At 65.0% G+C, this 26,121-nt stretch carries 30 protein-coding genes; 15 read left to right on the plus strand and 15 right to left on the minus strand.

Annotated features, from left to right (window positions below; genetic code table 11):
* The 7 genes from A9974_RS11480 to A9974_RS11510 form a co-directional block, all read right to left on the minus strand.
* On the minus strand, window positions 1-930 hold a 930-nt coding region (locus A9974_RS11480; RefSeq protein WP_255468132.1), incomplete at its 3' end, for a LysR family transcriptional regulator.
* A 74-nt stretch (window positions 931-1,004) separates the two neighbouring features.
* Window positions 1,005-1,739: an amino acid ABC transporter ATP-binding protein gene (locus A9974_RS11485; RefSeq protein ID WP_183004217.1), complete on the minus strand. Its 735-nt coding sequence runs from the start codon at window positions 1,737-1,739 to the stop codon at window positions 1,005-1,007.
* Window positions 1,740-1,770: 31 nt separating this feature from the next.
* Window positions 1,771-2,460 carry an amino acid ABC transporter permease gene (locus A9974_RS11490; protein WP_025140471.1) on the minus strand — a complete coding sequence of 230 codons (690 nt, stop codon included), beginning with the start codon at window positions 2,458-2,460 and terminating at the stop codon, window positions 1,771-1,773.
* Window positions 2,453-3,142 carry an amino acid ABC transporter permease gene (locus A9974_RS11495; RefSeq protein ID WP_183004218.1) on the minus strand — a complete coding sequence of 230 codons (690 nt, stop codon included), beginning with the start codon at window positions 3,140-3,142 and terminating at the stop codon, window positions 2,453-2,455. Before A9974_RS11495 ends, A9974_RS11490 begins: the two co-directional genes overlap by 8 nt.
* Window positions 3,143-3,158: 16 nt before the next feature.
* Window positions 3,159-3,980, minus strand: a complete 822-nt coding sequence (locus A9974_RS11500) for an ABC transporter substrate-binding protein (RefSeq protein ID WP_255468133.1) — start codon at window positions 3,978-3,980, stop codon at window positions 3,159-3,161.
* A 75-nt stretch (window positions 3,981-4,055) separates the two neighbouring features.
* Complete coding sequence (locus A9974_RS11505; RefSeq protein WP_183004219.1) at window positions 4,056-5,279, minus strand: aminotransferase class I/II-fold pyridoxal phosphate-dependent enzyme; 1,224 nt, start codon at window positions 5,277-5,279, stop codon at window positions 4,056-4,058.
* The gene (locus A9974_RS11510) at window positions 5,276-5,956 is read right to left on the minus strand and encodes an RraA family protein (RefSeq protein WP_183004220.1); all 681 of its coding nucleotides are present in this window, start codon (window positions 5,954-5,956) and stop codon (window positions 5,276-5,278) included. The genes A9974_RS11505 and A9974_RS11510 overlap by 4 nt, the downstream gene beginning before the upstream one ends.
* Window positions 5,957-6,085: 129 nt before the next feature.
* Here A9974_RS11510 and A9974_RS11515 point away from each other — a divergent pair, with 129 nt between their 5' ends.
* Entirely contained in the window at window positions 6,086-6,427 is a 342-nt protein-coding gene (locus A9974_RS11515) for a hypothetical protein (protein WP_183004221.1), read from the plus strand.
* Window positions 6,428-6,442: 15 nt separating this feature from the next.
* Here A9974_RS11515 and A9974_RS11520 read toward each other — a convergent pair whose 3' ends face one another.
* Window positions 6,443-6,877 (minus strand): Rrf2 family transcriptional regulator, encoded by a 435-nt coding sequence (locus A9974_RS11520; protein ID WP_183004222.1) that lies wholly within the window; start codon window positions 6,875-6,877, stop codon window positions 6,443-6,445.
* Window positions 6,878-6,944: 67 nt separating this feature from the next.
* Between A9974_RS11520 and A9974_RS11525 the strand changes: the two genes are divergently transcribed.
* The 3 genes from A9974_RS11525 to A9974_RS11535 all read left to right on the plus strand — a co-directional run bounded on the left by A9974_RS11525 (window position 6,945) and on the right by A9974_RS11535 (window position 9,916).
* Window positions 6,945-7,922, plus strand: coding sequence for an alpha/beta fold hydrolase (locus A9974_RS11525; RefSeq protein WP_183004223.1), 978 nt, complete (start codon window positions 6,945-6,947; stop codon window positions 7,920-7,922).
* A 70-nt stretch (window positions 7,923-7,992) separates the two neighbouring features.
* The gene (locus A9974_RS11530; protein ID WP_183004224.1) at window positions 7,993-9,021 is read left to right on the plus strand and encodes a MerR family transcriptional regulator; all 1,029 of its coding nucleotides are present in this window, start codon (window positions 7,993-7,995) and stop codon (window positions 9,019-9,021) included.
* Between the two features lie 151 nt (window positions 9,022-9,172).
* Window positions 9,173-9,916 carry a hypothetical protein gene (locus A9974_RS11535; RefSeq protein ID WP_370539616.1) on the plus strand — a complete coding sequence of 248 codons (744 nt, stop codon included), beginning with the start codon at window positions 9,173-9,175 and terminating at the stop codon, window positions 9,914-9,916.
* Between the two features lie 39 nt (window positions 9,917-9,955).
* Here A9974_RS11535 and A9974_RS11540 read toward each other — a convergent pair whose 3' ends face one another.
* Window positions 9,956-10,405, minus strand: a complete 450-nt coding sequence (locus tag A9974_RS11540; RefSeq protein WP_183004225.1) for a hypothetical protein — start codon at window positions 10,403-10,405, stop codon at window positions 9,956-9,958.
* Between the two features lie 316 nt (window positions 10,406-10,721).
* Between A9974_RS11540 and A9974_RS11545 the strand changes: the two genes are divergently transcribed.
* Window positions 10,722-11,123, plus strand: coding sequence for a hypothetical protein (locus tag A9974_RS11545; RefSeq protein WP_255468134.1), 402 nt, complete (start codon window positions 10,722-10,724; stop codon window positions 11,121-11,123).
* A 51-nt stretch (window positions 11,124-11,174) separates the two neighbouring features.
* On the opposite strand, the gene A9974_RS11550 is transcribed toward A9974_RS11545, so the two are convergent.
* The gene (locus A9974_RS11550) at window positions 11,175-12,101 is read right to left on the minus strand and encodes an alpha/beta fold hydrolase (protein WP_183004226.1); all 927 of its coding nucleotides are present in this window, start codon (window positions 12,099-12,101) and stop codon (window positions 11,175-11,177) included.
* Window positions 12,102-12,224: 123 nt separating this feature from the next.
* On the opposite strand from A9974_RS11550, the gene A9974_RS11555 reads away from it, so the two are divergent.
* Window positions 12,225-12,848: an ABATE domain-containing protein gene (locus tag A9974_RS11555; protein WP_183004227.1), complete on the plus strand. Its 624-nt coding sequence runs from the start codon at window positions 12,225-12,227 to the stop codon at window positions 12,846-12,848.
* A 30-nt stretch (window positions 12,849-12,878) separates the two neighbouring features.
* Window positions 12,879-13,478, plus strand: a complete 600-nt coding sequence (locus A9974_RS11560; protein WP_220805923.1) for a sugar O-acetyltransferase — start codon at window positions 12,879-12,881, stop codon at window positions 13,476-13,478.
* A 28-nt stretch (window positions 13,479-13,506) separates the two neighbouring features.
* Here A9974_RS11560 and A9974_RS11565 read toward each other — a convergent pair whose 3' ends face one another.
* Window positions 13,507-15,078 carry a sensor domain-containing diguanylate cyclase gene (locus tag A9974_RS11565; protein WP_183004228.1) on the minus strand — a complete coding sequence of 524 codons (1,572 nt, stop codon included), beginning with the start codon at window positions 15,076-15,078 and terminating at the stop codon, window positions 13,507-13,509.
* Window positions 15,079-15,357: 279 nt separating this feature from the next.
* Between A9974_RS11565 and rpiB the strand changes: the two genes are divergently transcribed.
* Window positions 15,358-15,810, plus strand: a complete 453-nt coding sequence (rpiB, locus tag A9974_RS11570) for a ribose 5-phosphate isomerase B (protein WP_255468135.1) — start codon at window positions 15,358-15,360, stop codon at window positions 15,808-15,810.
* A gap of 75 nt (window positions 15,811-15,885) precedes the next feature.
* Here the strand turns inward: rpiB and chrA are convergent, their stop codons facing one another.
* A complete protein-coding gene (gene chrA / locus A9974_RS11575) occupies window positions 15,886-17,268 on the minus strand; it encodes a chromate efflux transporter (RefSeq protein ID WP_183004229.1) in 1,383 nt (460 codons plus the stop codon).
* Complete coding sequence (locus A9974_RS11580) at window positions 17,265-18,206, minus strand: chromate resistance protein ChrB domain-containing protein (protein ID WP_183004230.1); 942 nt, start codon at window positions 18,204-18,206, stop codon at window positions 17,265-17,267. The genes chrA and A9974_RS11580 overlap by 4 nt, the downstream gene beginning before the upstream one ends.
* A 138-nt stretch (window positions 18,207-18,344) precedes the next feature.
* Here A9974_RS11580 and A9974_RS11585 point away from each other — a divergent pair, with 138 nt between their 5' ends.
* The 7 genes from A9974_RS11585 (at window position 18,345) to A9974_RS11615 (ending at window position 24,629) form a co-directional block, all read left to right on the plus strand.
* Complete coding sequence (locus A9974_RS11585; protein WP_183004231.1) at window positions 18,345-18,623, plus strand: metal-sensing transcriptional repressor; 279 nt, start codon at window positions 18,345-18,347, stop codon at window positions 18,621-18,623.
* A 10-nt stretch (window positions 18,624-18,633) separates the two neighbouring features.
* On the plus strand, window positions 18,634-19,773 hold the full coding sequence (locus A9974_RS11590; protein ID WP_183004232.1) for a nickel/cobalt efflux transporter: 1,140 nt from the start codon (window positions 18,634-18,636) through the stop codon (window positions 19,771-19,773).
* 104 nt (window positions 19,774-19,877) lie between these two features.
* The gene (locus A9974_RS11595; RefSeq protein ID WP_183004233.1) at window positions 19,878-20,531 is read left to right on the plus strand and encodes an NUDIX domain-containing protein; all 654 of its coding nucleotides are present in this window, start codon (window positions 19,878-19,880) and stop codon (window positions 20,529-20,531) included.
* Window positions 20,532-20,630: 99 nt separating this feature from the next.
* Entirely contained in the window at window positions 20,631-21,488 is an 858-nt protein-coding gene (gene prs, locus A9974_RS11600; protein WP_183004234.1) for a ribose-phosphate diphosphokinase, read from the plus strand.
* A gap of 27 nt (window positions 21,489-21,515) precedes the next feature.
* Window positions 21,516-23,210: a nicotinate phosphoribosyltransferase gene (locus A9974_RS11605; protein WP_183004235.1), complete on the plus strand. Its 1,695-nt coding sequence runs from the start codon at window positions 21,516-21,518 to the stop codon at window positions 23,208-23,210.
* Between the two features lie 255 nt (window positions 23,211-23,465).
* Entirely contained in the window at window positions 23,466-23,717 is a 252-nt protein-coding gene (locus A9974_RS11610; protein WP_183004236.1) for a hypothetical protein, read from the plus strand.
* Between the two features lie 144 nt (window positions 23,718-23,861).
* Entirely contained in the window at window positions 23,862-24,629 is a 768-nt protein-coding gene (locus A9974_RS11615) for an SDR family oxidoreductase (RefSeq protein WP_183004237.1), read from the plus strand.
* Here the strand turns inward: A9974_RS11615 and A9974_RS11620 are convergent.
* Both A9974_RS11620 and A9974_RS11625 read right to left on the minus strand, forming a co-directional pair.
* Window positions 24,564-25,607, minus strand: a complete 1,044-nt coding sequence (locus A9974_RS11620; RefSeq protein WP_183004238.1) for a LysR family transcriptional regulator — start codon at window positions 25,605-25,607, stop codon at window positions 24,564-24,566. The two genes, A9974_RS11615 and A9974_RS11620, sit on opposite strands and share 66 nt — an antisense overlap.
* A gap of 63 nt (window positions 25,608-25,670) precedes the next feature.
* Complete coding sequence (locus A9974_RS11625) at window positions 25,671-26,006, minus strand: hypothetical protein (protein ID WP_183004239.1); 336 nt, start codon at window positions 26,004-26,006, stop codon at window positions 25,671-25,673.
* Window positions 26,007-26,121 lie beyond the last annotated feature (115 nt).

The raw sequence follows: 26,121 nt of genomic DNA on the forward strand, positions 1-26,121 counted from the left end.
CGGCAAGAACGCCCCCGCCACCTCGAAGCCGCATTCCTCGCGCGCAATATCGATCACCCGCGACACCACCGGGTTGACGATATTCTTCTTGTGCACCGCGTAGTAGTTGATGGTGGGCAGGTCGGGTTTCACGTCCAGCTGGCACAGCGCGCCGCGCTCGACCAGCGGCGCGAAATACGCGCCCGGCAGGTAGCTGATGCCCAGGCCCAGCATGGTCAGCTGGGCCATCATCCCCAGGCTGTTGCAGGTCAGCACCCGCTTGACCGGCAGGCCCTGCTCGGCGAACCAGGCGTCGTACAGGTGCGACAACGCCGAATTGGTCGGCTGCGAAATCACCGGATACGGCGCCAGATCCTGGGGCGCCAGGCGCGCCGAGAAATCGATGTCCAGCGCCGGGCTGGCCATCCAGACGTTGGTCACGGCCCCCAGGTGCACGCAGTCGTACTGGTAGCTCCAGAACGGGCCCGGCATGATCGCCAGGTCCAGCTGGTCCTGTTCCAGGCGTTCGTACAGCGTGATGCCGCCATCGATCTCCGGCATCAGTTGCACCCGCGGATAGCGCAGGCTGATCTGGCTGACCAGCCGCGCCAGCCAGGTCATGCCGACCAGCTCGGTCACGCCCAGCCGTACCACCCCTTCGAAGCTGGCCGGGTCGGCCATGTTCTGTACGATGCGGCTGTTCAGGTCCAGCATCTCGCGGGCCAGTTCGAACAGCTTCCTGCCCTGCGGCGTCATGACCAGCTTCTTGGCGCGGCGCTCAAACAGCGGCGAACCGGCAAAGGCTTCGAGCTCGCCCACCCGCTTGGCCACCGCCGACTGGGTCGTGTGCAGCTTGCGCGACGACGCGCTGAAGCTGCCCAGTTGCGAGCTCCAGTAGAAAGCCTCTAGCTGTTTAAGGGTGTACATCGCGGCGGTAGATGCGAATCGCATGGAAACCCTCACATTATCGTCGACCGCGACAAGCCGCCGCCCCGGCCCGTGCAAGCCGGAGCGGCCGGCGCCATCTACCCGCGCGGATGCAGGATATCCGCCAGGAAGCGCTGCGCCCGGGGATGGGCCGGCGCGCTGAAAAAGCGTTCCGGCGTATCCACTTCCAGGATCTCGCCCGCGTCCATGAACACCACCCGGTCGCAGACGTCGCGTGCAAACCCCATTTCGTGGGTCACGCAGACCATGGTCATGCCGTCCTTGGCCAAGCCCTTCATCACCTGCAGCACCTCGCCCACCATTTCGGGGTCCAGCGCGCTGGTCGGCTCGTCGAACAGCATCACCGGCGGTTGCAGCGCCAACGCCCGCGCGATCGCCACGCGTTGCTGCTGGCCGCCGGACAGCGATCCCGGGTAGGCGTCGATCTTGTGCTCCAGTCCCACCCGCGCCAGCAACTGGCGGGCCAGTTCCACCGCGTCCTTGCGCGGCTGCTTGCGGATGCTGACCGGCGCGAAGATCACGTTTTCCAGCACGCTCATGTGCGGAAACAGGTTGAACTGCTGGAACACGAAGCCGATTTTCTGGCGCAGCGCGTTCAGGTTCGCGCCCTTGGCATAGATGTCGGCGCCGTCGATCAGGATGCGGCCCTTCTCGATCGGCTCGAGCCGGTTGACCGTGCGGATCATGGTGGACTTGCCCGAGCCCGACGGCCCGCACACCACCAGCACCTCGCCGCGCGCCACCGACAAGTCCACGTCTTTCAGGACGTGGTGCTCGCCGTACCATTTATTGACTTTCTCAAGCTTGATCATGATGAAATTCCGTTAAGACCCGAGCGCCGGCTCAGGCCATGGCGCGTTGGCGGCGGATGCGCAGGTCCAGCCAGGACAGGCCGCGGCTCAGGCTGAAGCACACCACGAAATAGATAATCGCCAGGATGCCGAACACCTGCAGCGGCTGCGTCAGCACCAGGTTGTTGACCTGGTTGGCTGCGAACGTCAGTTCGTTCACGCTGATCACATACCCCAGCGACGTCTCCTTCACCGTCGACACGAATTGGCTGGTCAGGCTGGGCAGCACGTTGAACAGCGCCTGCGGCAGCACCACGCGGCGCATCGTCGTCCAGTAGCCCACGCCCAGCGAGCGCGACGCCTCGATCTGGCCGCGCGGCACCGCCTCGATGCCCGAGCGGATCACCTCCGACAGATAGGCGCTTTCGTACACCACCAGCGCGGCGATCAGCGTCCAGAAGCCGCTGATCACCTGCCCCGTCAGCTTGGGCACCACGAAATAGGCCCAGAAGATCAGCATCAAGAGCGGCATGCCCCGCACCACATTGACCAGCGTCTTGCTGGCCACGCGCAGCCAGCCATAGGGGCTGACCCGCGCCAGCGCGATGGCCAGCGCCAGCGGCAACGATAACGCCAGGCCGCAGGCCGCCAGGATCAGCGTCAGCGCCAGGCCGCCCAAGGGGCCGTTGGGGTATTGGCCGACCAGCAGCGTGGGCCAGTATTGCAACAAGAGATCAAGCACCGTGGCCTCCCCGGTTCAGACGGTAGCGGGCATAGATGCGCGATCCGATCAGCATGATCAGGAACGATCCCAACAGGTACATGATGGTGGCCGCGCCGAACGTGGCGAAGGTGCGGTAAGTCTCGTTTTCGATTTCGCGCGCCTGGTAGGTCAGTTCCATCACGCCGATGGCCATGGCCACGCTGGTGTTCTTGAACAGCAGCAAGGCCCGGCCCACCAGCGGCGGGATAGAAATGCGCACCGCCTGCGGCACGATCACGAAACGCATGCATTGCAGATAGCTGGCGCCCAGCGCCCGGGCCGCCTCGAACTGCGTGCCCGGAATGGCGCGCAGCCCGCTGCGGATGTCCTCCGCGATGTACGCGGCGGACCCCAGCGCCAGGGCAATGGCCGCCAGCGACATCTCGGCGTTGTGCTGGTACAGCCACAGCCGGAAACCTTCCGGCAGCAGCTCCGGCATGCCGAAATACCAGAACAGCACCTGCACCAGCAGCGGCACGTTGCGGTGGTATTCCACATAGGCGTCGACCAGCCAGCGGCACGGCGCCACGTTGGTGGCCCGCACCACGACAAGCAGCACCGCGATCGTGAAGGCCATCACCCAGGACACCAGGAACAGCTGCAGCGTCACCACCATGCCACTGGCCAGCAGTTGGTATTGGGAAGCGTCAAGTAGGCTCATGAAACGGAACCGCCGCTCAACCCGCGATGGGACCGATCTTGAAGCCGCGCTCCAGCTTGTACGGCGTCTGCGCGCCAAACCACTTGTCGAACAGCTGCGCGGCCGCGCCCGAGCTTTCAGCTTCGTCCAGCGCCTGGTTCACCACTTGCAGGAACGCCTGCTCCGTCTTGCGCACGCCCAGGCCCCAGGGCTCGTCGAACACCGACTTAGCGATCACGCTGACCGGCGCCGTCGGCGGGCTTTGCAGCACCAGCCGCACCAGCACCAGTTCCGAGGCAAACTGCGCATCCACCTTCTTTTGCTGCAGCGCCAGGTACGTGGCCGAGCTGTCGCCGTAGCCAATGACCTGCGACTTGTCCAGGATGCGCTTGATCTCGCGTTCCGAACTCGAACCCTTGGTCGCGCCGATGCGGCGGCCGTTCAGCGATTCGATCGTGTCCAGACCCGAGTCCTTGCGCACCAGCAGCTTTTGCGGGCTGACGTAATAGGCGTGGCTGAACGCGATCTGCTGCGCGCGGTCCGGCGAATAGCCCAGGTTGGCCGCCAGGATGTCGACCCGGCCTTCGTTCAGCTCGGGCACGCGGGCCGCCACCGACAGCAGCTTGTAGCTGACCTTCACGCCCAGCTTGTCGGCCACCAGCTTGCACACGTCGACGTCATAGCCCACCAGTTGGCGCGATGCGCCGTCCTGGAAGCTGAACGGTTGCGACGTGCCCAGCGTGCCGCAGATCAACTCCCCGCGGGCCTTGATGTCCGCCACCTGATCGGCCTGGGCGGCGGCGCCCAGCAGCAGCGTGGCCAGGCCCAGGCAGGCGGCGATGCGTGAACGGTATGTCATGGTTGATTCCCCTTGTGTTTGTAGTCAGAACAAAAAAACAAAAAAAACCGGCCCGCGCATTCGCGGGCCGTGGCCCTATGCGAGCTTGGCGCAAGCCGCGCGGATCGCCGAGCAGCCTTGGCGGATATCGTCCAACGATGCCGCGAACGACAGCCGGAACGTTCCCGGCGCACCATACGCGTGGCCGTCGATCACCGCCACCCCGGCCTCGCGCAGCAGATAGTGCGTCAGGTCCGTATCATTGCGGATCACCTCGCCGGCGGGCGTCTGCTTGCCCAGCAAGCCCGAGCAATCCGGAAACACGTAGAACGCGCCTTGCGGCACCACGATAGCCAGCCCCGGCGCGCCCGACAATTCGGCCACCGCCAGGTCGCGGCGCTCGCGGAACACCCGCGCGAATTCCGCCACGCAATCCTGCGGGCCCGACAGCGCCTCCAGCGCGGCCGCCTGGCTGACCGACGAGGCGCCCGACGTGCTTTGCGATTGCAGGATCGCCATCGCCTTGATCAGTTCGTCCGGCCCCGCGCCATAACCAATGCGCCAGCCCGTCATCGCATAGGCCTTGGACACGCCGTTGACCACCAGCGTGCGCGCGGCCAGTTCCGGCGCGACCTGCAGCGGATGCACGGTGGGCGTGTCCGTGAAATTCAGGCGCGCATAAATATCGTCCGTCATCAGCCAGACGTGCGGATGACGCTTGAGCACCTCGGTCAGCCCGCGCAGTTCGTTGGCCGTATAGACCGACCCCGTCGGATTGCTGGGCGCGTTCATCATCAGCCACTTGGTGCGCGGCGTGATGGCCCGTTCCAACGCGTCCGGCGTCAGCTTGTAATCCGTGGCCGGCGTCGTCTGCACCGCCACCGGCACCCCGCCGTTGACCAGCACCATGTCCGGGTACGACACCCAGAACGGCGCGGGAATCAGCACCTCGTCGCCGTCATTGAGCGTCGCGGCCAGGCCGTTGAAAATCACCTGCTTGGCGCCCGTGCTGACGATGATCCGGGCCACCGGATAGTCCACTCCGGTTGCGTCCAGCAGATGCGAGCGGGCGGCCTTGCGCAGCGCCACCGTGCCCTGGGCCGGCGGATACTTGGTTTCACCGCGGTTCATCGCGGCGGTCGCAGCCTGGCGGATGTGTTCCGGCGTGGAAAAGTCCGGCTCGCCAATCGTCAGATCGATGATCCGGCGGCCCTGCTCGCGCAGTTCCGCGATGATCGCGCGGGCCGCCACGCTGGGCGACAGCTTGATGCGCTTGATGCGGTCGGCAATGATGCTGGTGGAAGAAGTGGCCTGGCTCATTTCGCCGCCCCCATCTTCTCGGCCAGCGTCTTTTCCAGCCACGGCTTCGTATAGGTGCCGGCGCGCAGCTTTTCCTTGGCCACGGCCTCGTCGGCCTCTTTCTTGACGGCCAACGCCAGCACCGCTTCGGCGTGTTCGGCGGGAATCACCACCACGCCGTCGGCGTCACCCACCACCACGTCGCCGGGATTGACCACCTGGCCGCCCACCGACACCGGCACATTGATCTCGCCGGGGCCATCCTTGTACGGCCCTTTGTGCGACACCGCCCGCGCAAAGCAGCCGAACTGCCCCTGCGCAAACACATCCAGGTCGCGCACGGCGCCGTCGATCACAAAGCCGGCGATGCCGCGGCCCTGTGCATCCATCATCATCAGCTCGCCGACCAGCGCATTGCTGGTGTCGCCTGCGCCGTCGACCACGATCACGTCGCCCGCGCCACCCAGCGAAATCGCCTTGTGGATCATCAGGTTATCGCCCGGACGGGTCTTGACGGTCAGCGCCAGGCCGACCGTGCGCTGGGTGCCGCCGTGCAGCGGCCGCAGCCCGGCCACGCCGTACAGGCGATTCATGCAGTCGCTGATCTGGGCCGACCCGATGGCGGCAAAACCCGCCAGCACGTCGGCGGAGACGGCCGGCGCGGAGCGGGGGAGAATGCGGTATCCGATGGGATTCATAAGGAGAGAATTCTTCAAAGCGTGAACGGCGTTAAGCGAACCCGCATTACAAAGCCGCGCGCCCTATTCCTCAAAACGATATAAATTCCCAGTTATCCACGAATTATTTTCGTGGATACGGAGACGTCCATGGACATCCATACCCTCGGCAAGCAACTCGCCAGCCAGCCCACCATCATGGATCTGGCGCAAGAAATGAAGCTGATCCGGGCCCTGATGCAGGTGCCGCCGCGCCATATCGCCGCCCATCCCACGCAATTCCAGCGCATCGTCGCCGCCCTGGCGCTGACCCATACGGATTCGGGCGTGTTCGCGCTGACCACGGCGACCGACGCGTTCTTTGCGGATTTCTGCCACTGGCTGCGGCGGATGCAGGATAGCGTCTGCCCGGAATTGGCCGACGCCTTGATCGATGATTTCAGCTTGTCGGCGCGCGAGTTCGCCGAACGCATGCCGCCGCAGGATGAATAGCTGCCGCAGACCGGCTCAGTGACCCTCGCCGGCCTGGCCGGCCACGATGCGCTCGGCCAGGTCCGACAGCCGTGTCTCGCCCAGGTACTGCAACACGGCCCGTTCCCCCTCCCGCAACGAATCCGCCACCAACTGGTTCGCCGCCCGCTCCACCGGACACGCCGGGTTGTCCTCGGCCGGACCGAGGGTGAACACGGCGCCGTGCGCGATAGCCTCGTACACCTCCCGCGCGGTGATCGTGTCCAGGGTCCTGGCCAACGCCCACCCGCCATTGCGCCCCCCGGTGGACGTGACCATACCGGCCGTGCGCAACGCCGCCATGGTTCGGCGCACCACGACTTCGTTGGTATGCAGCATCTGGGCAAGCGTGCCGGAAGTGGTCGTGCCGCCGCGCAGGTGCATGTGGATCAACACATGCAGCAAGCGGGCAAAACGCGTGTCATTGGCCATGAGGCAATACCGTAACTCTAACTGTTACGGTATTATATCCGGACTGGATACTGCCTGCGAGCCCCTCATGATTGATCAGCAAACCCGCGATGTGACCGTCAACGGCATCACGCTCCATGTCACCGCACAGGGCGAAGGCCCGCTCGTCCTGCTGTGCCATGGCTTTCCCGAAACGTCATACGCCTGGCGCCACCAGTTGCCTGCCCTGGCACAGGCGGGATTTCGCGCCGTGGCGCCCGATCTGCGCGGCTACGGCGCCAGCGAAAGCCCGGCGGACGTGGCTGCCTTCACGACGCTGGACGTCATCGGCGACCTGATCGCGCTGCTCGACAGCGAAGGCGCGGACAACGCCGTGATCGTCGGCGGCGATTGGGGCGCCAACATCGCCTGGCAGGCTGCGCAATTGCGGCCCGATCGTTTCCGGGTCGTGGCCGCGCTGGGCGTTCCCATGATGGGCCGCGCGCCCATGCCGCCCAGCCGCCTGTTCCCCAAGACCGAGTCCGCCGCCTTCTACACCCACTACTTCAACGAACCGGGCGTCGCCGAACAGGAATTCGAACGCGACGTCGACGCCACCCTGCGCGCCATCTACTTCGCCGCATCCGGCGACGCCGGGCCGCGCAATGACCCGACCACGCCCAACCCCTTCGGCATGGTCGCCACGGGCCGCGGCCTGCTCGATCCGCTGCCGGTACCCAAGACGCTGCCGGCCTGGCTGACCGAGGCCGACCTGGCTACCTTCGTCCAAAGCTACAAAACCAGCGGCTTTCGCGGCGGCCTGAACTACTACCGCAACCTGGATCGCAATTGGGCGCTGCAAGGCGCGCTGGAAGGCAAGCGGGTCAACGTGCCCGCCTTGTATCTGGTTGGCGAACGCGACACCGGCCTGGCCATCCCCGGCATGGACCAGATCATCAAGGCCATGCCCCGCCTGGTTCCCCAACTGCGCGCCACCCAGATCATCCCCGGGGCAGGCCACTGGCTGCAGCAAGAGGCGCCGCAGGCGGTGAACCAGGCGCTGGTCGCCTTCCTGCAGAGCCTTTGATCAAGCACCCTTGACCCTGACGTAACGTCATGCCCAAAAGTGCGGGCTGCGCCCTCAACGAAGGAACCCCATGCGACTGAAAGTAGGAGAACTGGCCAAGCGCAGCGGACTGACCGTCCGCACGCTGCACCACTATCACGCGATCGGCCTGCTGGCGCCTTCGGCGCGCGCCGACAACGGCTACCGGCTATACGGCCGCGACGACATCGCCCGGCTGCATCAGATCCAGGCATTGCGTCGCTTCGGACTGCCGCTGGCGGAAATCGGCGCTTACCTGGACCAGCCCGGCACCCCGCTGAACGAGATCATCGCCAAACAGATCGCGATGCTCGACCGCCAGATCCAACAGGCCGCCAGGCTGCGCGAACGCCTCGCGCAGCTGCAAGGCCAGTTGGCGATGGGTGCGGAGCCGGAGCTGGCCGATTGGCTGACCACGCTGGAACTGATGACCATGTACGACAAGTATTTTTCCCAGGACGAGCTGGCGCGCTTGCCCCTGTACGGCCGCAGCCGCGACGGTGACGCCGGCTGGATCGCGCTGATCAAGGAAGTGCGGCAACAGATGGACAGCGGCGCCCCGCCCGAGGACACGCAGTCTCAAGCGCTGGCGCTACGCTGGATGACGCTACTGCTGCGCGATACCAACCGCGACCCGCGCCTGCTCGTGAAATTGAACCAGATGCACGAGCAGGAACCGGCCATGCAGGAGCACATCGGTATTTCGCCGGCCATGCGCGACTACATCGTGCGCGCCTTCTCCGAAAGCAAGCTGCAGCTGTATGAAAAGCACCTGACGCCGGAAGAAGCCCGCTTCATGCGGGCGCATTATCACGACCGCGTCGGCGAATGGCCGGCCCTGATGGCGCGGGTGCGGGATGCGATCGACGCCGGACATGCGCCTGGTTCTTCCACCGGGCTCGAGCTTGCACGGCAATGGCTGGAACTGTTTCGCACCTACGCTGGCGACAACCCCGCGACCCACGCGAAATTCCGCCATGCGCTCATGACCGAGCCCGCGCTCACGGCCGGCACCTGGACCGACGACGCCACGCTGGCATTCATGCGCCAGGCGATGGGCGCCTTGGCGGCGGCGCGCTGATTATCGGCGCCGGCAAAACCGCCACCGGGCGGCACAGGGCAAGCCTCTGTTTGCCGCCCGACAATAATGCACTCAGTCTGAAACCATTATTCATATCTGATCCGGCGGCTGAGGTATAAACGAGGCCCATTATTTCGCCCAAAGGAATCTTGTGCCGAACACACTCGGGGCTGGTCGTTTTATCGCTGCCACCGCAAGCACCCTGCGCCGCCAGGGCGGCGCCATGCTGGGCACCGCGCCATGGTCATTGGCCATCTTCACGCTGTCGCTGCCCTTCGCCCTGATGACCTCGGCCCTGTATCAGCCCATCGATTGGCTATGGATCTTGCTGGCGCTGGTCAACCTTATCGCCTTCGCAAAAATGACCTTTGCCTGGCATCGGGTTGTCGTCCTGGGCGATGCTGCCCGCGCCAGCGCTGCACGCGGCACGACCGCCGAAGCGCGGCACCTGGCGCTGCTGGCCGCTTTCGCCATCCCGGTTGCGCTCCTGACGCGCGCCAACGGCGATATCCCTTTCATTGTCTATATCTTGCTCAACGGCGCGCAGGACGCGTGGTTCTGGGTGGCGCTGATCGCCGTGCAACTGCTGATCTGGGTGCCCGTCAGCTACCTGCTGGCCGCCTATGGCCCGTGCCTGCCGCGCGTGGCGGCAACGGGCGAATACGGCTTTCGCACCCAGCGCGCCGCCACGCAGTATCCCCGCTGGCCGCTGATGCTGATGGTGCTTGTGCTGGTGGCGGTGGCCGGCTATTTCAATAGCGACCTGGTCGAGCTGCGGCGCAACCTTACGGATGGCCACGCGTATCTCGGCGCACTGGGCATCTTGCTGTGCGTGCCGGTCACGTTTGTACTGATGGCCATGCTCGGCGTCGCGTATCGCGATTGCGCCAAATAGCGTTACCGGCTCGCCATGCGAGCCTGGAACGCCAGCCGGTCACGCGGCTTTCTTGCCGGTGCGGATATAGAACTTGGCCCGCGCCACGCCTTCATCGGCGTGCGGACGGCATTGCGACCGTTTCAAACCGCACCAGGCGCGCGTCTCGATGCGATAGCGCCCTTCGCCCATGGGTTCACGGGTAATGCTGTAGCCCAGGGCGTAATAATTATTCGGCACGCCTTCCGTTTCAATCAGGTTGTTGGTCTGCGCCTGCAGACTCCAGCGCGACGTGGTCGCCACGTAGTAAACAGCGCGTTCCCACATCAGTTTGCACTGAGCGTCGCCGGTGCAATACAGCTCGGTTTCAAAAGCATCCCGCAGTTCGGGCGACAAATCGGCCGTGCGGTTCTGATTGAGCATCGCGCACCCCGACAGCAGGGTTGCGGCGGCAAACACACCAAGGCGCAAAAGTGACACTGGCTTCTCTCTCTTTTTGAATTGAGTCATTGGCCAGTACGGCAGGCCAACCGCGCCCTCCCCGCCTGGCCCCGTGATAACCGACGCAATGCCACGCAACCCGCTGCGGTCGGCTCCCAGCGCATTCTACCGAATTTGGTGCAGCGGGCAGTGGCTCCTTATCGCCGCGTCGGCGTCCATCAACTGCGCGCTAGAATCCCTTGCAAAGCGCCCCAGGGCTGGCTTATCGGCCACTGCCCTCGGATAATCGCGCGGATAATTGAAAACCCTGGCACCTTGGGAGATCACGAACATGGTTGGCCAACGCAGGACTTCCGTCCAGAAACCGTGGCGTGGCAAATTGCCCATGACATTGGCGCTGTCCGTATGGCTGACCGGATGCTCGACGTCCACCGCGCTGTGCGACGCATTCGGTCCCAGCAAACGCGCCACGATCGCCGTGCCGCCGGACACACCGGTCGAAAAGGTCTTTATCTGCGTCGATCAAGCGTCCATCAACAGCCCCGACCGCGCCCGCTATGCCGACACGGGCCACGCCATCCGGGATGTCCATGCAGGCGTGCTCGAAACCCAGCAATACGGCGCGTCCAATGTCGCCGGCTTCCGTTTGCGGGCCGACGTCTCGCAGCAAACGCCGGCCACGCTGACTTTGTCTTTGCGCGGCGCCGGCGCCTACTGCGCGGATCTTGGCGTGGATAAAGAAATGGACCGGCTGAAGACGGAAATCGCGAGCTGCCTGCAGCGTTGATGGCAGAGGCCGCCGGGGCGATGCCGGCAACCCGCGATAACCGCCATCCACCTACCGCGACACATTACGGTTCAAGAATTCCAGCATGCCCGCCGCGATATCCGCCCCGTGGGTTTCAATCGCGAAATGGCCCGTATCCAGAAACCGCACCTCTGCGCGGGGATTGTCGCGCTTGAACGCTTCGGCCCCCGCCGGCACGAAGAACGGATCATTCTTGCCCCAGATCGCCAGCGTCGGCGGTTGATGCTCGCGCAAGAACGCATGCAGTTGCGCGTACTGCTTGACGTTGCTGCCGTAGTCCAGCAACAGATCCATCTGCGGCTCGACGCCGATCCGCTCGATGGCCGCTGACGTCAGCTGATAGGTCTCGGGCGCGATCAGCGACGTGTCTCGCACCCCTTCCGTGTATTGCCACTTGATCATGTCCGGCGTGTTGAACCGGCGCAGGGCTTCGCGGTTTTCCGCGGTCGGGGCTTCCCACGCGCGGCGCATGTCCGCCCACCCTGCGCTCAAGCCTTCCTCGTAGGCATTGCCGTTCTGGCTGACGATGGCGCTGATCCTGGCCGGGTGCTTCACGGCCAGGCGCCAGCCCACCGGCGCGCCGTAATCGAACACATACAAGGCGTAGCGGGTCAGGCCCTTGGCTTCGGTAAACGCGTCGATCACCGAGGTCAGGTTGTCGAACGTGTAATCGAAATCGACCCCAGGCAGCACGGACGTCTGGCCAAAGCCCGGCAGATCCGGGGCGATCACGTGATAGTGGCGCGCCAGGACGGGGATCAACTCGCGAAACATGTACGACGACGCGCCAAAGCCATGCAGCAGCAGGACGGCGGGCGCCTCGGCAGAACCGGCTTCACGGTAGAACACGCTGACGCCCTGCACTTGCAGGGATGCGTGGCGCACGTGCACGGGGTGGTCCACGGCCGTCGCGGCTGGGAGGGTATCGACGGCGGGAGAGGAATTGTTGGCATTCATGGCGGTTCCTTGGGATAGATGACGGCGTTTTAAGTAACCACTTAAATTAACTTTAATGAGTTACTTTTGCGCAGTCTGCCGAAGCCGTGATAACCTGTCAACCAATATTTAATAGGTTACTGCATGCGCGACACCGACACCCGCCCCTCAGGCGCCCCCGCCGAAGCCCCCATGGTGGGCGACCACCTCGCCATGGATCTGCTCAACACGCAGGCGCGCAGCGACGGCCAGGTCGTGGACTACTGGCATACCGGCGACGACGTCCTGCGCTGGCTGGAGCGGCATCACGTCGCCCCGCCGGCCAAGCGTCCACGCGTCGCCGCCCAGGACTTGTTGACCCAGGGCAAGCAGCTGCGCACGGTGGTGCATGACCTGATCGCGGCCCGCAAGGCCGGCCACGACGTCGACGTCGAGCGCTTGAATGCCTACCTGCAGGGGTATCAGACGTCGCCGCACCTGGAACGCGATGACGCCGGCAACGTCACGCTTGCCCGCCGCGCCCACGGCGACGCGATCGCGTCCCTGCTGGGGCCGGTTGCCGAAGCCACGGCGCAGTTGCTTATCGACGGGGATTTCTCGCTGGTCAAACAGTGCGAACACCCGGACTGCATCCTGTGGTTCTACGACCGCACCAAGGCGCACAAGCGGCGCTGGTGCAGCATGGCGCAATGCGGCAACCGCTATAAGGCCGCGCAGTTCAGAAAGCGCAGCAGCAGCAGCAGCAGGCCGGCGAAGGCCGATAAATAAGCCTCCCTCCAGACCTCTTTCCTGACAGCCATGCCCAAGCCTGCCCTGCCGCCCGACACCCGGATCATCTCAAGCCAAACCCCGGAATCGGCCGCAATGGTCGCCAGCGTCAAACGAGCCCTGCGGATCACGCCGGTGCTCAATCGCCTGACTTACGACAACGCCGACGACATCCGCGCAGTGTTCAGCGAACTCATCGGCCAGACCGTGGATGAAAGTTTTTCGTTGATTCCCCCGTTCTACACCACGGGGGGCGAAAACATCCGGATCGGGCGCAACGTCTTCATCAACCAGAATTGCACGATGTACGACCTGGGCGGCATCGATATCGCCGATGACGTCATGATCGGGCCGAACGTCAGCCTGATGACCTCGGGCCATCCCCTGGACCCAGAGCAACGTCGCCGCTGCGTCACCGCCAAACCCATCGTCATTGAAAAAAACGTCTGGATCGCCGCTGGCGCCACGATCATTGCCGGGGTCACGGTGGGCGAAAACTCGGTGGTTGGGGCGGGTTCCGTTGTCACGCGCGACGTACCGGCCAACACGCTGGTGGCTGGAAATCCGGCCAAGGTCATACGGCCGATAGGCGGCGACTGCGCCCCTTGCCCGGCGCGCGACTGCCCGTGACGAAACCGGCCGCCGCCTGGGTCGTGGCTCAGGGCTGGCCGGTCGCCACCAGGCGGTTGCGCCCTTGCTGTTTGGCCTGATACAGGCGCTGGTCGGCTTGCTTGAGCGCATCGGCCACCGTCCCCGCGCCAGGCTGCCAGCGCGCCACGCCCAGTGAAATGGTCACGGTGCCGACCCGGTTCAGGCGCGTCTGCTCCACCAACCGCCGCAAGCGCTCGCCCACCTGCACCGCCGTGTCGACCGGCGCGCCGGGCACCAGCAACGTGAACTCCTCGCCGCCCACCCGGCAGGGCAAGTCGCCGCTGCGCGAGCATTGCCGTATCAACGCGCCCAACGTGGCCAGCACCTCGTCGCCCGCGTCGTGTCCGTAGGTGTCGTTGACCCGCTTGAAATGGTCGATGTCCAGCACAATGACCGAGAAAGGCTGCCCGGAGTCCTCCAGCGCCGTCAGGGCCTCGGTCATGGCGCGCCGGTTCAATAGCCCGGTCAGCGGGTCCGTCGTGGCCGCGACATTGAGCCGGCCCAGCTTTTCCTGCATCAGCGCCAGCCCTTTGAGCAAGGCATGGCGGATGTGCTCGGCCTCGAAATACCACGACCGCACGCCCCGGATTCGCTCGGGCGTCGCCGGGTCCGTCATCTGATGCGCGGCTTCGGCCAATTGGTTCAAGGGCCGCGAAATCATGGACGTCAGCCACCAGATCATGGCCAGTCCCAGCAGGCTGAGCGGCGCAATGCCGATCAGCACCTGTTTCATCAGGCCATTCAACCCGGCCAGCGCCAACTGACTGTTCTGCTGGGCCACCACGCCCCAATTGGCCAGGGGCACGTCCGCATACCCGGCCAGCACCTCCTGCCCTTCTGAATTGAGCATCTGCGCCATGCCGTCCTTGCCTTCCAGCACGGCATCCACCACCGGGTTGGGGCCGACCAGTTGCCCGACCCGGGACGCGTCCGTGTGATAGAGCAGGCGCCGGTTGCCGTCCACCACATAGGCCCGCACATTGCCCTGGTAATAGTGGCTGCCGATCACGGTATGCAAGACGCCTTCCAGGCGCAGGTAGATCGCACCGCCCACGAAGCCCAGGTAGGTGCCCTTGGCGTCCACGATGGGATGCGAAATGAAGACCACCAGCCTGCCCGCGTCGGTGTTGTAGGCCTGACTGATGGTCGGACGCCGCAACGCCAGGGCATCCTGCACCCCGGGCGACTGCAGGATCCTGCCGTCCATCTCCTTGCCGTCTGGCGTGGCCGCCAGTACGCGGCCCGAGGCATCGGCCACGCCCACGGCGTTAAACCCCCTGTCCTGCATCTGCAGACGCCGCACCTCCGCATGCAGAACGTCCGGATCCTCGAAACCACGCCCTAGAATGCCGGCGCTATAGGCCAGCTGCTGCTGCGCCGACCGCAGGAATTCGCCAATGCCCGAAGCGACTTTCGCGGCATACGCGCGGCTGGTCTGCAGGGAGTGGTCGATCAGCACCTGGCGCTGCACGCGGTACGCCGCGTAAAGCCCGTTGGCCAAGGTGCCCAACGCGGACAGTACGGCAAGCACGAGGATCAAGCGCCGCAGGTCGATGCGCAGCGATTTCTTGGATGGCATGTCGTTATGGTCTCTGGCTAACGGCTCGAACCTGTGGAAACTGTGGTCTGCAACGGCACATCGTGAAGTCAGGGAATTCTAGTCTGAGGCATGGCAAACCGCCCCTCTGGATAGAGAATTGTCAGACTACAATCGGCACGCCAGCAGCGTGCAATTCCTGGCATCCAAACGCGCGGCGGCCTGCGCTGCCAATCCGACAACGGAAAAATTCCTATCGTGGCAAGTGAACCGCTGGACTGCACGACAAGCCTTGCCGCGCCCATTCATGCATGCCCCAACATGATCGCGAAAGACCCGATGAAAATTGCCATTGCCTCCGATCACGCCGGCTACGAACTCAAGGAAAAGCTGAAAAAGGCGTTCCAGGACGTCGAGTGGCTGGACCTTGGAACGCATAGCGAAGCGTCCGTCGATTACCCCGATTTCGGATACGCCATGGGGCAAGCCATCACCGATGGCAGCGCCAAGACCGGGATCGTGATTTGCGGCTCAGGCATCGGCATCTCGATTGCCGCGAACCGCTATCCGGCCGTCAGGGCGGCCTTGTGCACCGATGCCACCATGGCGCGCCTGAGCCGCCAGCATAACGATGCCAACGTCCTGGCGCTGGGTAGCCGGATTATCGGAACCGAGGTGGCGCGTGAATGTGTCAGCGCTTTCTTGCACACCGCCTTTGACGGTGCCCGCCACCGGCGGCGGATCGATATGTTGAGTGCGTCGCACGGGGCCTAGACACGCTCTTGCTGGACGTCGACGTTTGGCTGCCTGTCACAAGTGCGCGTCCACAACACGGTTCTCGCGCCCCCCTCACAGCGCAAGCTTCACCGCCAATCCGACGACGGCACAAGCCGCAATGACCTGGATCACGCCGCGCTTGAACCGGAACAATCCCACCGCAGCCCCCACTGCGATCAGCGCCGATCCCCAATCGAAAGCCCCCGCCAGCCCCTGCGGCCACATGACGTGGTAGCCGAAGAACACGGCCAGGTTCAAGATGACGCCCACCACCGCCGCGGTAACGGCCGTCAGGGGAGCCGTGAATTTCAAGTCTTCCTTGGTGGCTTCGACCAGCGGACCGCCGGCAAGAATGAACAGGAACGACGGCAGGAATGTAAACCAGGTCACGATGCAGGCGGCCAGGGCGCCCGCCAGGAACAAGGCGTCCGGGCCGAGCAGGCCATGGCTGTAGCCGCCGATGAACCCGACAAAAGCAACCACCATGATCAATGGGCCCGGCGTGGTCTCGCCCAACGCCAGGCCATCGATCATCTGCACGGGCGTCAGCCACGCATAGTGGTCAACGGCCCCCTGGTAGATGTACGGCAGGACCGCATAGGCGCCGCCGAAGGTCAGGTACGCGGCCTTGGTGAAGAACCAGCCCATCTGGGTGTAGGCGCCCTGCCAGCCGTAAAGCGCGGTCAGCGCCGCCATCGGCGCGGCCCACAGCACGGCCCCGATGCCCACGATCCAGGCCAGGCGGTTCCAGCGAAAGCGGGCATGTTCCGGTGTGGGCGTGTCGTCGTCGATCAATGCGGGGCCATAGCCTTGCGCACCGGCGCCATGACGCGAGCCGCCATCGAAATATCCGGGCCATCGCCGACCGCCCGCCCAGCCAACCAGCGCGGCTATGGCCACGATCAACGGAAACGGCAGCTTCAGCGCGAAAATCGCCACGAACGCCGCGCCCGCGATGCTCCAGAGAACGGCGTTTTTCAGCGCGCGGGATCCAATGCGATGCGCCGCATGCAGGACGATGGCGGTGACGGCCGGCTTGATGCCGTAGAACAGGCCTGCGATCACCGGAATATCCCCCCAGGCGATGTAGATCCAGGAAAGCGCGATCAGGACAAACAGCGACGGCAGGACGAACAGGCCGCCGGCGACGATTCCGCCCCGGGTCCGGTGCAGCAGCCATCCGATGTAGGTGGCCAGTTGCTGCGCCTCGGGCCCGGGCAGCAACATGCAGTAATTCAGCGCATGCAGAAAGCGCCGTTCGCTGATCCAGCGGCGGCGTTCCACCAGTTCGGTGTGCATGATGGCGATCTGGCCGGCCGGGCCGCCAAAGCTGACGAACCCCAGCTTCAGCCAGAACCACAGCGCCTGCCGGAAGCTGACCGGTTGCGGTCGTTGCAGCGGCTTATCGCCCGGCTCGGCGGCCGGGACGGAGGCGTCTGGTGCGCGGGCCGTCATGACCGGCCCTCTTGCTCAAAACTGGCCAGCAGCCCGTCGAACACCGCCCCGGCCAGGGCTAGCAACTGATCGTCGTCCGCCACCGTTGCCCGCAGCCCCGCAAGCACCTGCTCCACGCCAGCCGCTTCCGGCGGCTGCACGCCGCCCAGATCCAGGAAGTGGACGATGGCGCCGATCCGGTCCAGGCCGGGGCTGTGCAAGCCAAAGGCGGCCACCAGATGCTCAAAGGTCACCTTTGCCCCCACATGCGAAAACCGGGCGCCATCGAAATCGAACCCCAGCGCGTCCGGCGGGCAAGCGGCCGGCGATGCCAGCCACACGATGCGAGCCCGCGCATCGATACGACGCCGGATCAGCCACGCGCTGGCCAGGCGGTCCACCCAAGGGCGTGCACGAGTCGCCCAGACCCGGCCTTGATAGTCATCCACCGCCAATCGGGCAATCTCCGCATCGACCGCTTGCGGCTCGTCCGCGCCCAGCGCACGGTTGGCGCCCGCTTCCAGGTCCAGCAGCGCCGCGTTGGCCTGCCGCTGCGCCTCGCCCGGGAAGAAATCGATCTCGGCCAACTGAGCGTACGTCTTGCGCAGCTTGCGCAACTGCTTGAGGGTGTCCATGGCCGTGTCGGCGGACAGCGCCTGCCGGATCGGCCCGATGGCCTGCATCAGCTCGCCATAGTCCGCCGACCGGTCAAACAAGGCCTGCAACGGCGTGGGGTCCGTGCCGACAAACTCGGCGCGGGCGAGGTAGGCCGTGCCGCCGTTCTCGTGCACGTCCTGGGCGATGGTGTTCAAGGTTTCCTGGCTGGCGTCCCGCGCTGGCAATAGGTAGACCCCGTCGCGCAACACGGCGGCACCGCAGGATTTCAACGCACGCCAGGCCCGCATCCGGGCGGTGGCGTTTTCCGTGGGCATCGAGAGAATCAGCGTCAACCAGTCCATGGGGAATCTCTACAGATATGTTGTAGATATTGCTACTTTTTTTGTAGCGTAATCTGCATTTTTATAGACCGCAATGGTTTCCGGGTCGCCCACAGGGTTTTGGCCTCCATATCCCCCCGGGGAGGATACGATCACCGCATGACGAAACCTGATCCTCACCACCATCACGATGCCGTCGCCAAACGCCTGAAACGGGCCGAAGGCCATTTGCGCAGCATTCTGCAAATGATGGACGAGCAGCGTTCCTGCCTGGACCTGGCCCAGCAGCTGCACGCCGTCGAGAAGGCCATTGCGCAAGCCAAGAAGATCCTGATCCAGGACCATATCGATCACTGCCTGCAGGACGCGGTGGGCGAACTGGACCCGGACAAGCAGCGCACGATCGACGAATTCAAGGCCATCACCAAGTATCTGTAAGGCGTGACCCATGCTGTCGTTTTCCGACTTGATTGCCCAGGGCGCCTCGCACGCCTGGCTGTTCATTCCCAGCGCCATCCTGCTGGGCGCCCTGCACGGCCTGGAGCCCGGGCATTCCAAGACGATGATGGCGGCGTTCATCGTCGCCATCCGTGGCACCGTCGGACAGGCCGTGCTGCTGGGGCTGACCGCCACGCTCTCGCACACGCTGATCGTCTGGGGAATCGGACTGGGCGGCATGTATCTCTGGCAAGGCGTGGCCGCCGAGGCGCTGGAGCCCTACTTCCAGCTGGCCTCGGGCGCGCTGATCGTGTTGATCGCAGGGTGGATGTTCTGGCGCACCTGGCGCGAACAACACGCCCACGCACATGACCATGACGCTGCTCACGGCCATGCACATTGCCCGCAAGATACGGCGCGGCACGACATCGACACCGGACATGGCCGCGTCGCCCTGGAGTTGTTCGAACAGGGCGTGCCGCCTCGGTGGCGGCTCACCTGCCTGCAAGGCGACGCCTGGCCGCCGCGGGACGTCGTCGCGACAACCGAACGCCCCGACGGTCGCCAGCAGACCTTCCGATTCACGCAGCGGGACGGCTATCTGGAGTCTGTGGACGTCATTCCCGAACCGCACGCATTCATGGCACGCCTGACGTTGACCCATCGCGGCCATGCGCACAGCTATGACATCGCCTTCATGGAGCCCGATGAACACCAGCACGACCCGATGCACGAAGAACTTCGGGCGCTGGACGTGGCGAGCGGCGGGCACCAGGATGCCCATGCGCTGGCCCACGCCAACGACATCCGCCGGCGGTTCGCCAACCGCAGCGTGACCAACTGGCAGATCGCGATGTTCGGCCTGACAGGCGGCCTGATCCCCTGCCCCGCGGCCATCACCGTCCTGCTGCTGTGCCTGCAGCTCAAGGCATTTACGCTGGGGGCCGTATTGGTGCTGTGCTTTTCCATCGGCCTGGCCATCACCCTGGTGACCGTGGGCGCCGTTGCCGCACTGAGCGTGCGCCACGTGACCCGCCGCGCGCCCTGGTTCAGCACACTGACTCGCCGGGCGCCCTACCTGTCCAGCGTGCTGATCATTGCGGTCGGCATGTATGTGGGGCTTCACGGGTGGTGGGCCCTGCGCACCTGAAAGGCAAGGTAAGCCTCGCAACGCCAACCCGGATTGCAGGCCTGGATTGACCAATTCTCCACATAGTGGCACCTTACCCCGAAGTTTCACGCGCGGAGCCGCTTTTGGATTACCCCCTGCCCCTCGTCACCGTCGACGCCGTCTTGCTGACCTTGCGCGAGTCCCGCCTGGAAATCGCCTTGCAGCCGCGCGACCGCGCGCCCTTCAAGGGCGCCATGGCCCTGCCGGGCGGCGTCGTGCATGTGGACGAAGACCCCAGCACCGAAGCCAGCATCCGCCGCGTGCTGCGCGACAAGACCGGGTTCGAGCCGCGCTACCTGGAGCAATTGCAGGTCTTCTCCGGCCCGGACCGCGATCCGCGCAAGTGGTCGCTGTCCGTTTCCTACGTCGCGCTGGTGCCCGCCGCCGAACTGGAAGCCACCCCGCAAGCCGGCTTCCAGTTCGTCAATGTGGACGCCCTGCCGCCGCTGGCGTTCGACCACGCGGACATCGTGGCCGCTGCCGTCGCCCGCCTGCGCGGTAAATCCAGCTATTCCACCTTGCCCTTCTTCCTGTTGCCGGAACGCTTCACGCTGACCGAGTTGCAGCACACCTACGAAGCCATCCTGCAGACCCGGCTGGAGAAATCCAACTTCCGCCGCAAGATGGAAGCCTGGGACGTGCTGCAGGCCACCGAGGACTACGTGCTGGGCGCCCAACGCCCTGCGCGCCTGTACCGCCTGAAAGACTTCACCTTGTTCGACCGCAGCGTCGGATAAGCGTTACCCCTTTCCCTTGAATCCAACATAGTTGCAAATAAACAATAAGTAGGCTTATACTGGCCTCGCTTAGTTTTAATTTGCCACTAAGGCCTGATCATGTTCACCCTCACAGCGGTAGTAGAAGGACAACCCCGGCGCGCCACGCCGGCCGCGTTCGTGTTCCCCGGCGGCGAAAGCCAGGTCACCGTGCCCGCCGCCTTGCAAGCCCAGGCCGATGCGGCCAGCGAATTCCGCATCCACGCGCTGCTGAAATCGGCCGACGACGTCATGCAGCTGCTGCTGCTGACCGACGCCCTGCGCCGCCTGAACCCGGCCGTGCCCGTGCACCTGGACATGCCCTACGTGCCCTATGCCCGCCAGGACCGCGTCTGCAATCCCGGCGAAGCCCTCGGCGCGGCCGTGTTCTGCAAGTTGATCAACGACCAGCAATACGCCACGGTCACCGTAGTCGAGCCGCACAGCGACGTCACGCCCGCCCTGCTGCAACGCGTGCGCGTGGTCGATGCCGCCGCCTTCCTGGCGAACGTGCTGGCTGCCCCGGCCTTTGCCAACGGCGTCACCCTGATGGCGCCCGACGCCGGCGCCCGCAAGCGCGTCCAGGCCCTGGCCAAGAAGCTGGGCGTGACCGACGTGCGCTACGCCGAAAAAGTCCGCGACCCGCAGACCGGCCGCATCACGGAAACCCGCGTGCCCGACGACATCCCCGCCCAGCCCGTGCTGGTCGTCGACGACATCTGCGACGGCGGCCGCACCTTCCTGGAACTGGCCACCGCCCTGCGCGACAAGACCCGCCAGCCCCTGTACCTGTATGTCACGCACGGCATCTTCAGCAAGGGCTTTGCCGAATTGAACGCCCGCTATGCCGGCCTCTACACCGCCTACGACTGGACCGGTTCCGACGGCGCCGATGCGCCCGCGGTCGTCAACCCCGCGCCCGCCGGCACCCACAACTAAGCCCATCCGCATCAAGGAGTCCGCACCATGAACGCCCCCGCTCCCGTCACCGTCAAGAACGGCATCAACCCCTTCCTGCAAGCCGACTTCTACAAGACCGGCCACCCCTTCCAGTACCCCAGGGGCACCAACAAGATCCTGGCCAACTTCACCCCGCGCTCGGCCCGCCTGGCGCCGGTGCTGCCCGAACTGTTCGACAACAAGATCGTCTGGTTCGGCCTGCAGGGTTTCATCAAGGAAGTCCTGATCGACCTGTTCGACCGCGAATTCTTCGGCAAGCCCGCGGGCGCGGCCGTGCGCCAGTACCAACGCCGCGTGGACAACGCGCTGGGCAAGGGCGCCGTCACTGTCGACCACCTGCAAGCCCTGTACGAACTGGGCTACCTGCCCCTGGAAATCCGCTCGCTGCCCGAGGGCGCGCGCGTTGACATCCGCGTGCCCCCGGTCACCTTCGTCAACACCCGCCCGGAATTCGCGTGGCTGGTGACCTATATCGAAACCCTGTTCAGCTGCGAATCCTGGAAGGCCTCCACCGTCGCCACCGTCGCCTTTGAATACCGCAAGCTTCTTACCTACTTCGCCCGCCTGACCGGCAGCCCCATGGACTTCGTCAACTGGCAAGGCCACGACTTCTCGATGCGCGGCATGTCGGGCCTGTACGACGCCCGCAAGAGCGGCGCGGGTCACTTGCTGTCGTTCACCGGCACCGACACCATTCCGGCGATTGACTATCTGGAAGACCTGTACGGCGCGGATTCGGACCGCGAACTCATCGGCGGGTCGGTCCCGGCCACCGAGCACTCGGTCATGTGCCTGGGCAGCAAGGAAGGCGAAATCGAAACCATCCGCCGCCTGGTCACCCAGGTGTATCCGGCCGGCATCGTGTCGGTCGTGTCGGATACCTGGGACTTCTGGCAGGTCGTTACGGACTTTGCGGCGGCGTTGAAGGCCGAGATCCTGGCGCGCCAGCCCGATCCCTATGGCAACGCCAAGGTCGTGTTCCGGCCGGATTCCGGCGACCCCGCGAAGATCCTGACCGGTTACTTCTGCACCGACGTGCCCCGTGTGGAAGACGCCGCGGCCCTGGTTGCCGCCCGTCGCGATGGCTTCGAAGCGGTGCGCGATGTGGCGACCGGCATTTACTGGCGGTTGGACGAGAACGCACGTGCCGCCCAAACGCTGCGCGAACCCGAAGTCAAAGGCGCCGTGCAATGCCTGTGGGACACCTTTGGCGGCACGGTCACCGACCGCGGCTACAAGCTGCTGGACTCGCACGTCGGCCTGATCTACGGCGATTCGATCACCTTGGCCCGGGGCCGGGACATTCTGGTGCGGCTGGAGAAGAAGGGCTTTGCCTCCGGCAACGTCGTCCTGGGCATCGGCTCGTACACCTACCAGTACCTGACGCGCGACACCTTCGGCTGGGCCCTGAAGGCGACGTATGCCGAGGTCAACGGCGAGGCCCAGGAACTGGTGAAGGACCCGGTCACGGACTCGGGCGTGAAGCGGTCGGCCAAGGGCCTGCTGCGGGTCGATGAAACGGCCACCGGGTATGTACTGCATGACCAGCAGACGCCTGAACAAGCGGAAGGCGGCGCGCTGGTGCCGGTTTTCCGCGATGGCCGGTTGCTGGTGGAGCAAAGCCTGGCCGAGATCCGGGAACGGCTGCAAGGATCGTGGGTGTGCCCGGCGCCGGGCAGCATTGATTGGGCGAAGCGCTGAGATTGACCGCGTGAATCGCTGAACTGACGGACCGACACGGCGAACCAAATAGTGAGCCAAACGATGACCCAAACGTGTTCCCGTCGACATGGTCGCCCGACATCCTTGCGCTGCTGCGCAAGCGAGGCCGGGCGGCCGATACGCCACCGAATGTTTCGTCAAGCACTCGGTCGTGGCATTGCGAGTAAGGTAACGGGTACGAGGCCTTGATTGCTCGGCACCCCGGCCTTTGCCCCCCGCAGGAATCCGTACACCATGAAGCCCCTTCGTTCCGCCCTCACTCCACTCCTGCTTGCCGTCGCCTGCGCGTCGCTGACCGCCTGCGCGGATGCCCCGCCCAAGCGCACCGATATGGACTACCGCAGCCGGCCACCCTCTGCGGCCAAGCCCGTGCCCAGCGGCGCGGCGTCGTCGGGTCAGAACCTCACCATCCAGACGGGTGAAGGGGAAAGACTGAATCTGCCGTGGTTCATCCGGGACACGCAGACCTGGATCAATAGCAACTGATCGGCAACCGGCCTGCTGTCGAGCACTACCGGCCCACAAGCCACATCGGCAAGACCGATACCCCTATCAGACCTTCCTGCTGGCGCCTGGCCCAGCGTCGCGCCAACATCGCCCATTCCACACACGGACTCCAAGGAATGGAACATGGGCAACAATCTTGCAGGACAGCGGGTCATGGTCGTCGGCGGCAACTCGGGCATGGGCCTGGCCGTCAGTGCGCGGTTAATGAAGATGCACTGCCAGGTGCTGATCGTGGGCCGGTCTCGCGACAAGCTTGATGCGGCGCGCGAGCAGTTGGGCACATTGGGCGACAAGGCACCCAAGCAAGCGCCAGCCTTCAACGACCCCATCCTGCTTCAAGCAGACGTCACCGACGACGCGCAAGTCCAGCGCCTGTTCGAAGCATCAGGTCCTGTGGACCACCTGATCTGCACCGCCGCCGACATCCGCGGCGCCTACGAGCTGCTGCCGCAGCTGCCCCTGGACGCGCTGGACCGCGCCATCCGCTCCAAGGTCATTGCGCCCATCCTGCTGGCCAAACACGGCGCGCCACACATGCCGGCGCACGGCTCCATCACCCTCACGTCCGGCATCGCCGCCTACCGCCCCAGACCCAAAGGCGTCGCCGTGGCCGCCATCAATGCCGCCCTGGAAGGCGTCGTGCGTGCCATGGCCGTCGAGCTGGCGCCGCTGCGCATCAACGCCGTCTCGCCGGGGTGGGTACGCACACCCATCTGGAACGATGTCGCGGGCGCGGATAGTGAATCGCTTTTGGCAGCGATGGCCGAGCGGCTGCCGGTGGGCCGGGTGGGCACCGCCGACGACATCGCCGATGCCATTGCCTTTCTACTTGGCAATGGCTACACGACCGGCACGGTGCTGCACGTGGACGGCGGGCATCGGCTCGTCTGAGGGGGTTGCCGCCAGGCGGATTCTTTGGATGAAGGCGGCGACGTGGCTTGCGGGTTGCCGGGGCGGGGTGAGCAGGCAGATGGGCAGCCCTTCCCCGCTGCGGGTCGCCAGCGGACGCCATTCGACGCGGGGGGGTGTCTCGGCAGGCTTCGTCACCCCTCCCGACAGGCCAGACGCCGTCTCAGACGACCTCGTCACCGCTCCCGACAGATCAGGCATCGTCCCGGCCGGGTTCATGGCCATTCTGGGCAGGATCGATACGCCCAGTCCGGCGGACACCATCTGCATCAAAGCAGGAACGCTATCGGCAACACCACGGATGCGTGGCCGCGCGGGGGCTTCCTGCAACAGGGCCTCGAGGTATTCCCGATAGCGGCACCCTTCCATCGTCACAATCAGCGGAAACGCCGCCAGGGCGTCCTGGGTAACGACGTCGGACGATAGGCCAAGGGGATGACCGAGCGAGAAAACCACCACCGGCATGTCCCGGGTAATAACTTCTACGTGCAGATTGGCGTCGCTGGCCGGCCAGCCGTGCACCAGCCCCAGATCGGCTGTGCCGTTGAGCACGGCCTGGGCGGTGGCCTGGGAGTTTCTTTCCTGGACGGCGACCTGGGCGTCGGGGTGCGTCGCGGCGAAGTGCAGCAATTGCGGGAGCAGGATGCTGGTGCACAGCGTTTGCGGGGCCGCGACGCGAATCGTGCCGGCCGGATCGGCGGCATTGTCGCGAACCTCGCGGAAAGTGTCGTCAGCCAGGGCGAGTAACTCACGGGCCCGGACTGCCAGCTTTTCGCCGGCAGGAGTCAGTTGCAGGCGATTGTTCTGGCGGATGAATAACGGCTGCCCGACGGTCTCTTCCAGCGCCCTCACCTGTTCCGTCACGCTGGGCTGGGACAGGTGCACCCGTTTGGCGGCTTGCGTGAAGCTCAACGTTTCCACTGCCGCGATGAAGATTTTCAGTTGGCGTAGTTGGAACATGGCGGGGTGGGAGATTTGGGGGTTGCCGAGCGGATCACGTTAACCCAACTCGGCCTTGTATGACTATTGGATCGAAGTGGGCGCGTCGTGCGTCGCACCGTCACCGTCCGCGTCATCGCCCTGGCCCGACTGTGCTTGTTCAAGCATGGCGTCGGTCAAGGTGCCAATGTGCTCGCATAACCCCTCCACCCCGCCCATCAAAGCCATCACTGCCCAGGCATCCAGCGGCGGAGCGCCCGTCGCATCGGGTTCGGCAGCGCTATTGCCGACCATGCGGACGATGGTCTGGATGGCGTAGCGGGCGCGGTCTATCTGGTGGAGATGGGAAAGGGAAACTGGGCCGAATTCGTGGTCGGAGTCGACGAACCAGGGGTTTTGCGTGAGGGGGTGGCGCAGCATGGGGCTGCCTCCTATAGGGCTGAGTCAGGCCGCATACGTTGCGGCTGTCCGCCTATAGCTTTCCGGCTTCCAGTCCGGACTACCGGTGGGGGGGGAGTGGGGGGGAGTATATGGC

Origin of the sequence: Achromobacter sp. UMC71 (assembly GCF_014170305.1) — a bacterium.
In the GTDB taxonomy this organism is placed as follows: Bacteria; Pseudomonadota; Gammaproteobacteria; order Burkholderiales; family Burkholderiaceae_B; genus Achromobacter.

Coding starts and splice junctions, on each gene's coding strand:
- A9974_RS11485 (WP_183004217.1), bottom strand. CDS start 1,739: ATGATCAAGCTTGAGAAAGTCAATAAATGGTACGGCGAGCACCACGTC.
- A9974_RS11495 (WP_183004218.1), bottom strand. CDS start 3,142: ATGAGCCTACTTGACGCTTCCCAATACCAACTGCTGGCCAGTGGCATG.
- A9974_RS11500 (WP_255468133.1), bottom strand. CDS start 3,980: ATGACATACCGTTCACGCATCGCCGCCTGCCTGGGCCTGGCCACGCTG.
- A9974_RS11505 (WP_183004219.1), bottom strand. CDS start 5,279: ATGAGCCAGGCCACTTCTTCCACCAGCATCATTGCCGACCGCATCAAG.
- A9974_RS11510 (WP_183004220.1), bottom strand. CDS start 5,956: ATGAATCCCATCGGATACCGCATTCTCCCCCGCTCCGCGCCGGCCGTC.
- A9974_RS11515 (WP_183004221.1), top strand. CDS start 6,086: ATGGACATCCATACCCTCGGCAAGCAACTCGCCAGCCAGCCCACCATC.
- A9974_RS11520 (WP_183004222.1), bottom strand. CDS start 6,877: ATGGCCAATGACACGCGTTTTGCCCGCTTGCTGCATGTGTTGATCCAC.
- A9974_RS11525 (WP_183004223.1), top strand. CDS start 6,945: ATGATTGATCAGCAAACCCGCGATGTGACCGTCAACGGCATCACGCTC.
- A9974_RS11530 (WP_183004224.1), top strand. CDS start 7,993: ATGCGACTGAAAGTAGGAGAACTGGCCAAGCGCAGCGGACTGACCGTC.
- A9974_RS11540 (WP_183004225.1), bottom strand. CDS start 10,405: ATGACTCAATTCAAAAAGAGAGAGAAGCCAGTGTCACTTTTGCGCCTT.
- A9974_RS11545 (WP_255468134.1), top strand. CDS start 10,722: ATGACATTGGCGCTGTCCGTATGGCTGACCGGATGCTCGACGTCCACC.
- A9974_RS11550 (WP_183004226.1), bottom strand. CDS start 12,101: ATGAATGCCAACAATTCCTCTCCCGCCGTCGATACCCTCCCAGCCGCG.
- A9974_RS11555 (WP_183004227.1), top strand. CDS start 12,225: ATGCGCGACACCGACACCCGCCCCTCAGGCGCCCCCGCCGAAGCCCCC.
- A9974_RS11560 (WP_220805923.1), top strand. CDS start 12,879: ATGCCCAAGCCTGCCCTGCCGCCCGACACCCGGATCATCTCAAGCCAA.
- A9974_RS11565 (WP_183004228.1), bottom strand. CDS start 15,078: ATGCCATCCAAGAAATCGCTGCGCATCGACCTGCGGCGCTTGATCCTC.
- rpiB (WP_255468135.1), top strand. CDS start 15,358: ATGATCGCGAAAGACCCGATGAAAATTGCCATTGCCTCCGATCACGCC.
- chrA (WP_183004229.1), bottom strand. CDS start 17,268: ATGACGGCCCGCGCACCAGACGCCTCCGTCCCGGCCGCCGAGCCGGGC.
- A9974_RS11580 (WP_183004230.1), bottom strand. CDS start 18,206: ATGGACTGGTTGACGCTGATTCTCTCGATGCCCACGGAAAACGCCACC.
- A9974_RS11585 (WP_183004231.1), top strand. CDS start 18,345: ATGACGAAACCTGATCCTCACCACCATCACGATGCCGTCGCCAAACGC.
- A9974_RS11590 (WP_183004232.1), top strand. CDS start 18,634: ATGCTGTCGTTTTCCGACTTGATTGCCCAGGGCGCCTCGCACGCCTGG.
- prs (WP_183004234.1), top strand. CDS start 20,631: ATGTTCACCCTCACAGCGGTAGTAGAAGGACAACCCCGGCGCGCCACG.
- A9974_RS11605 (WP_183004235.1), top strand. CDS start 21,516: ATGAACGCCCCCGCTCCCGTCACCGTCAAGAACGGCATCAACCCCTTC.
- A9974_RS11610 (WP_183004236.1), top strand. CDS start 23,466: ATGAAGCCCCTTCGTTCCGCCCTCACTCCACTCCTGCTTGCCGTCGCC.
- A9974_RS11615 (WP_183004237.1), top strand. CDS start 23,862: ATGGGCAACAATCTTGCAGGACAGCGGGTCATGGTCGTCGGCGGCAAC.
- A9974_RS11620 (WP_183004238.1), bottom strand. CDS start 25,607: ATGTTCCAACTACGCCAACTGAAAATCTTCATCGCGGCAGTGGAAACG.
- A9974_RS11625 (WP_183004239.1), bottom strand. CDS start 26,006: ATGCTGCGCCACCCCCTCACGCAAAACCCCTGGTTCGTCGACTCCGAC.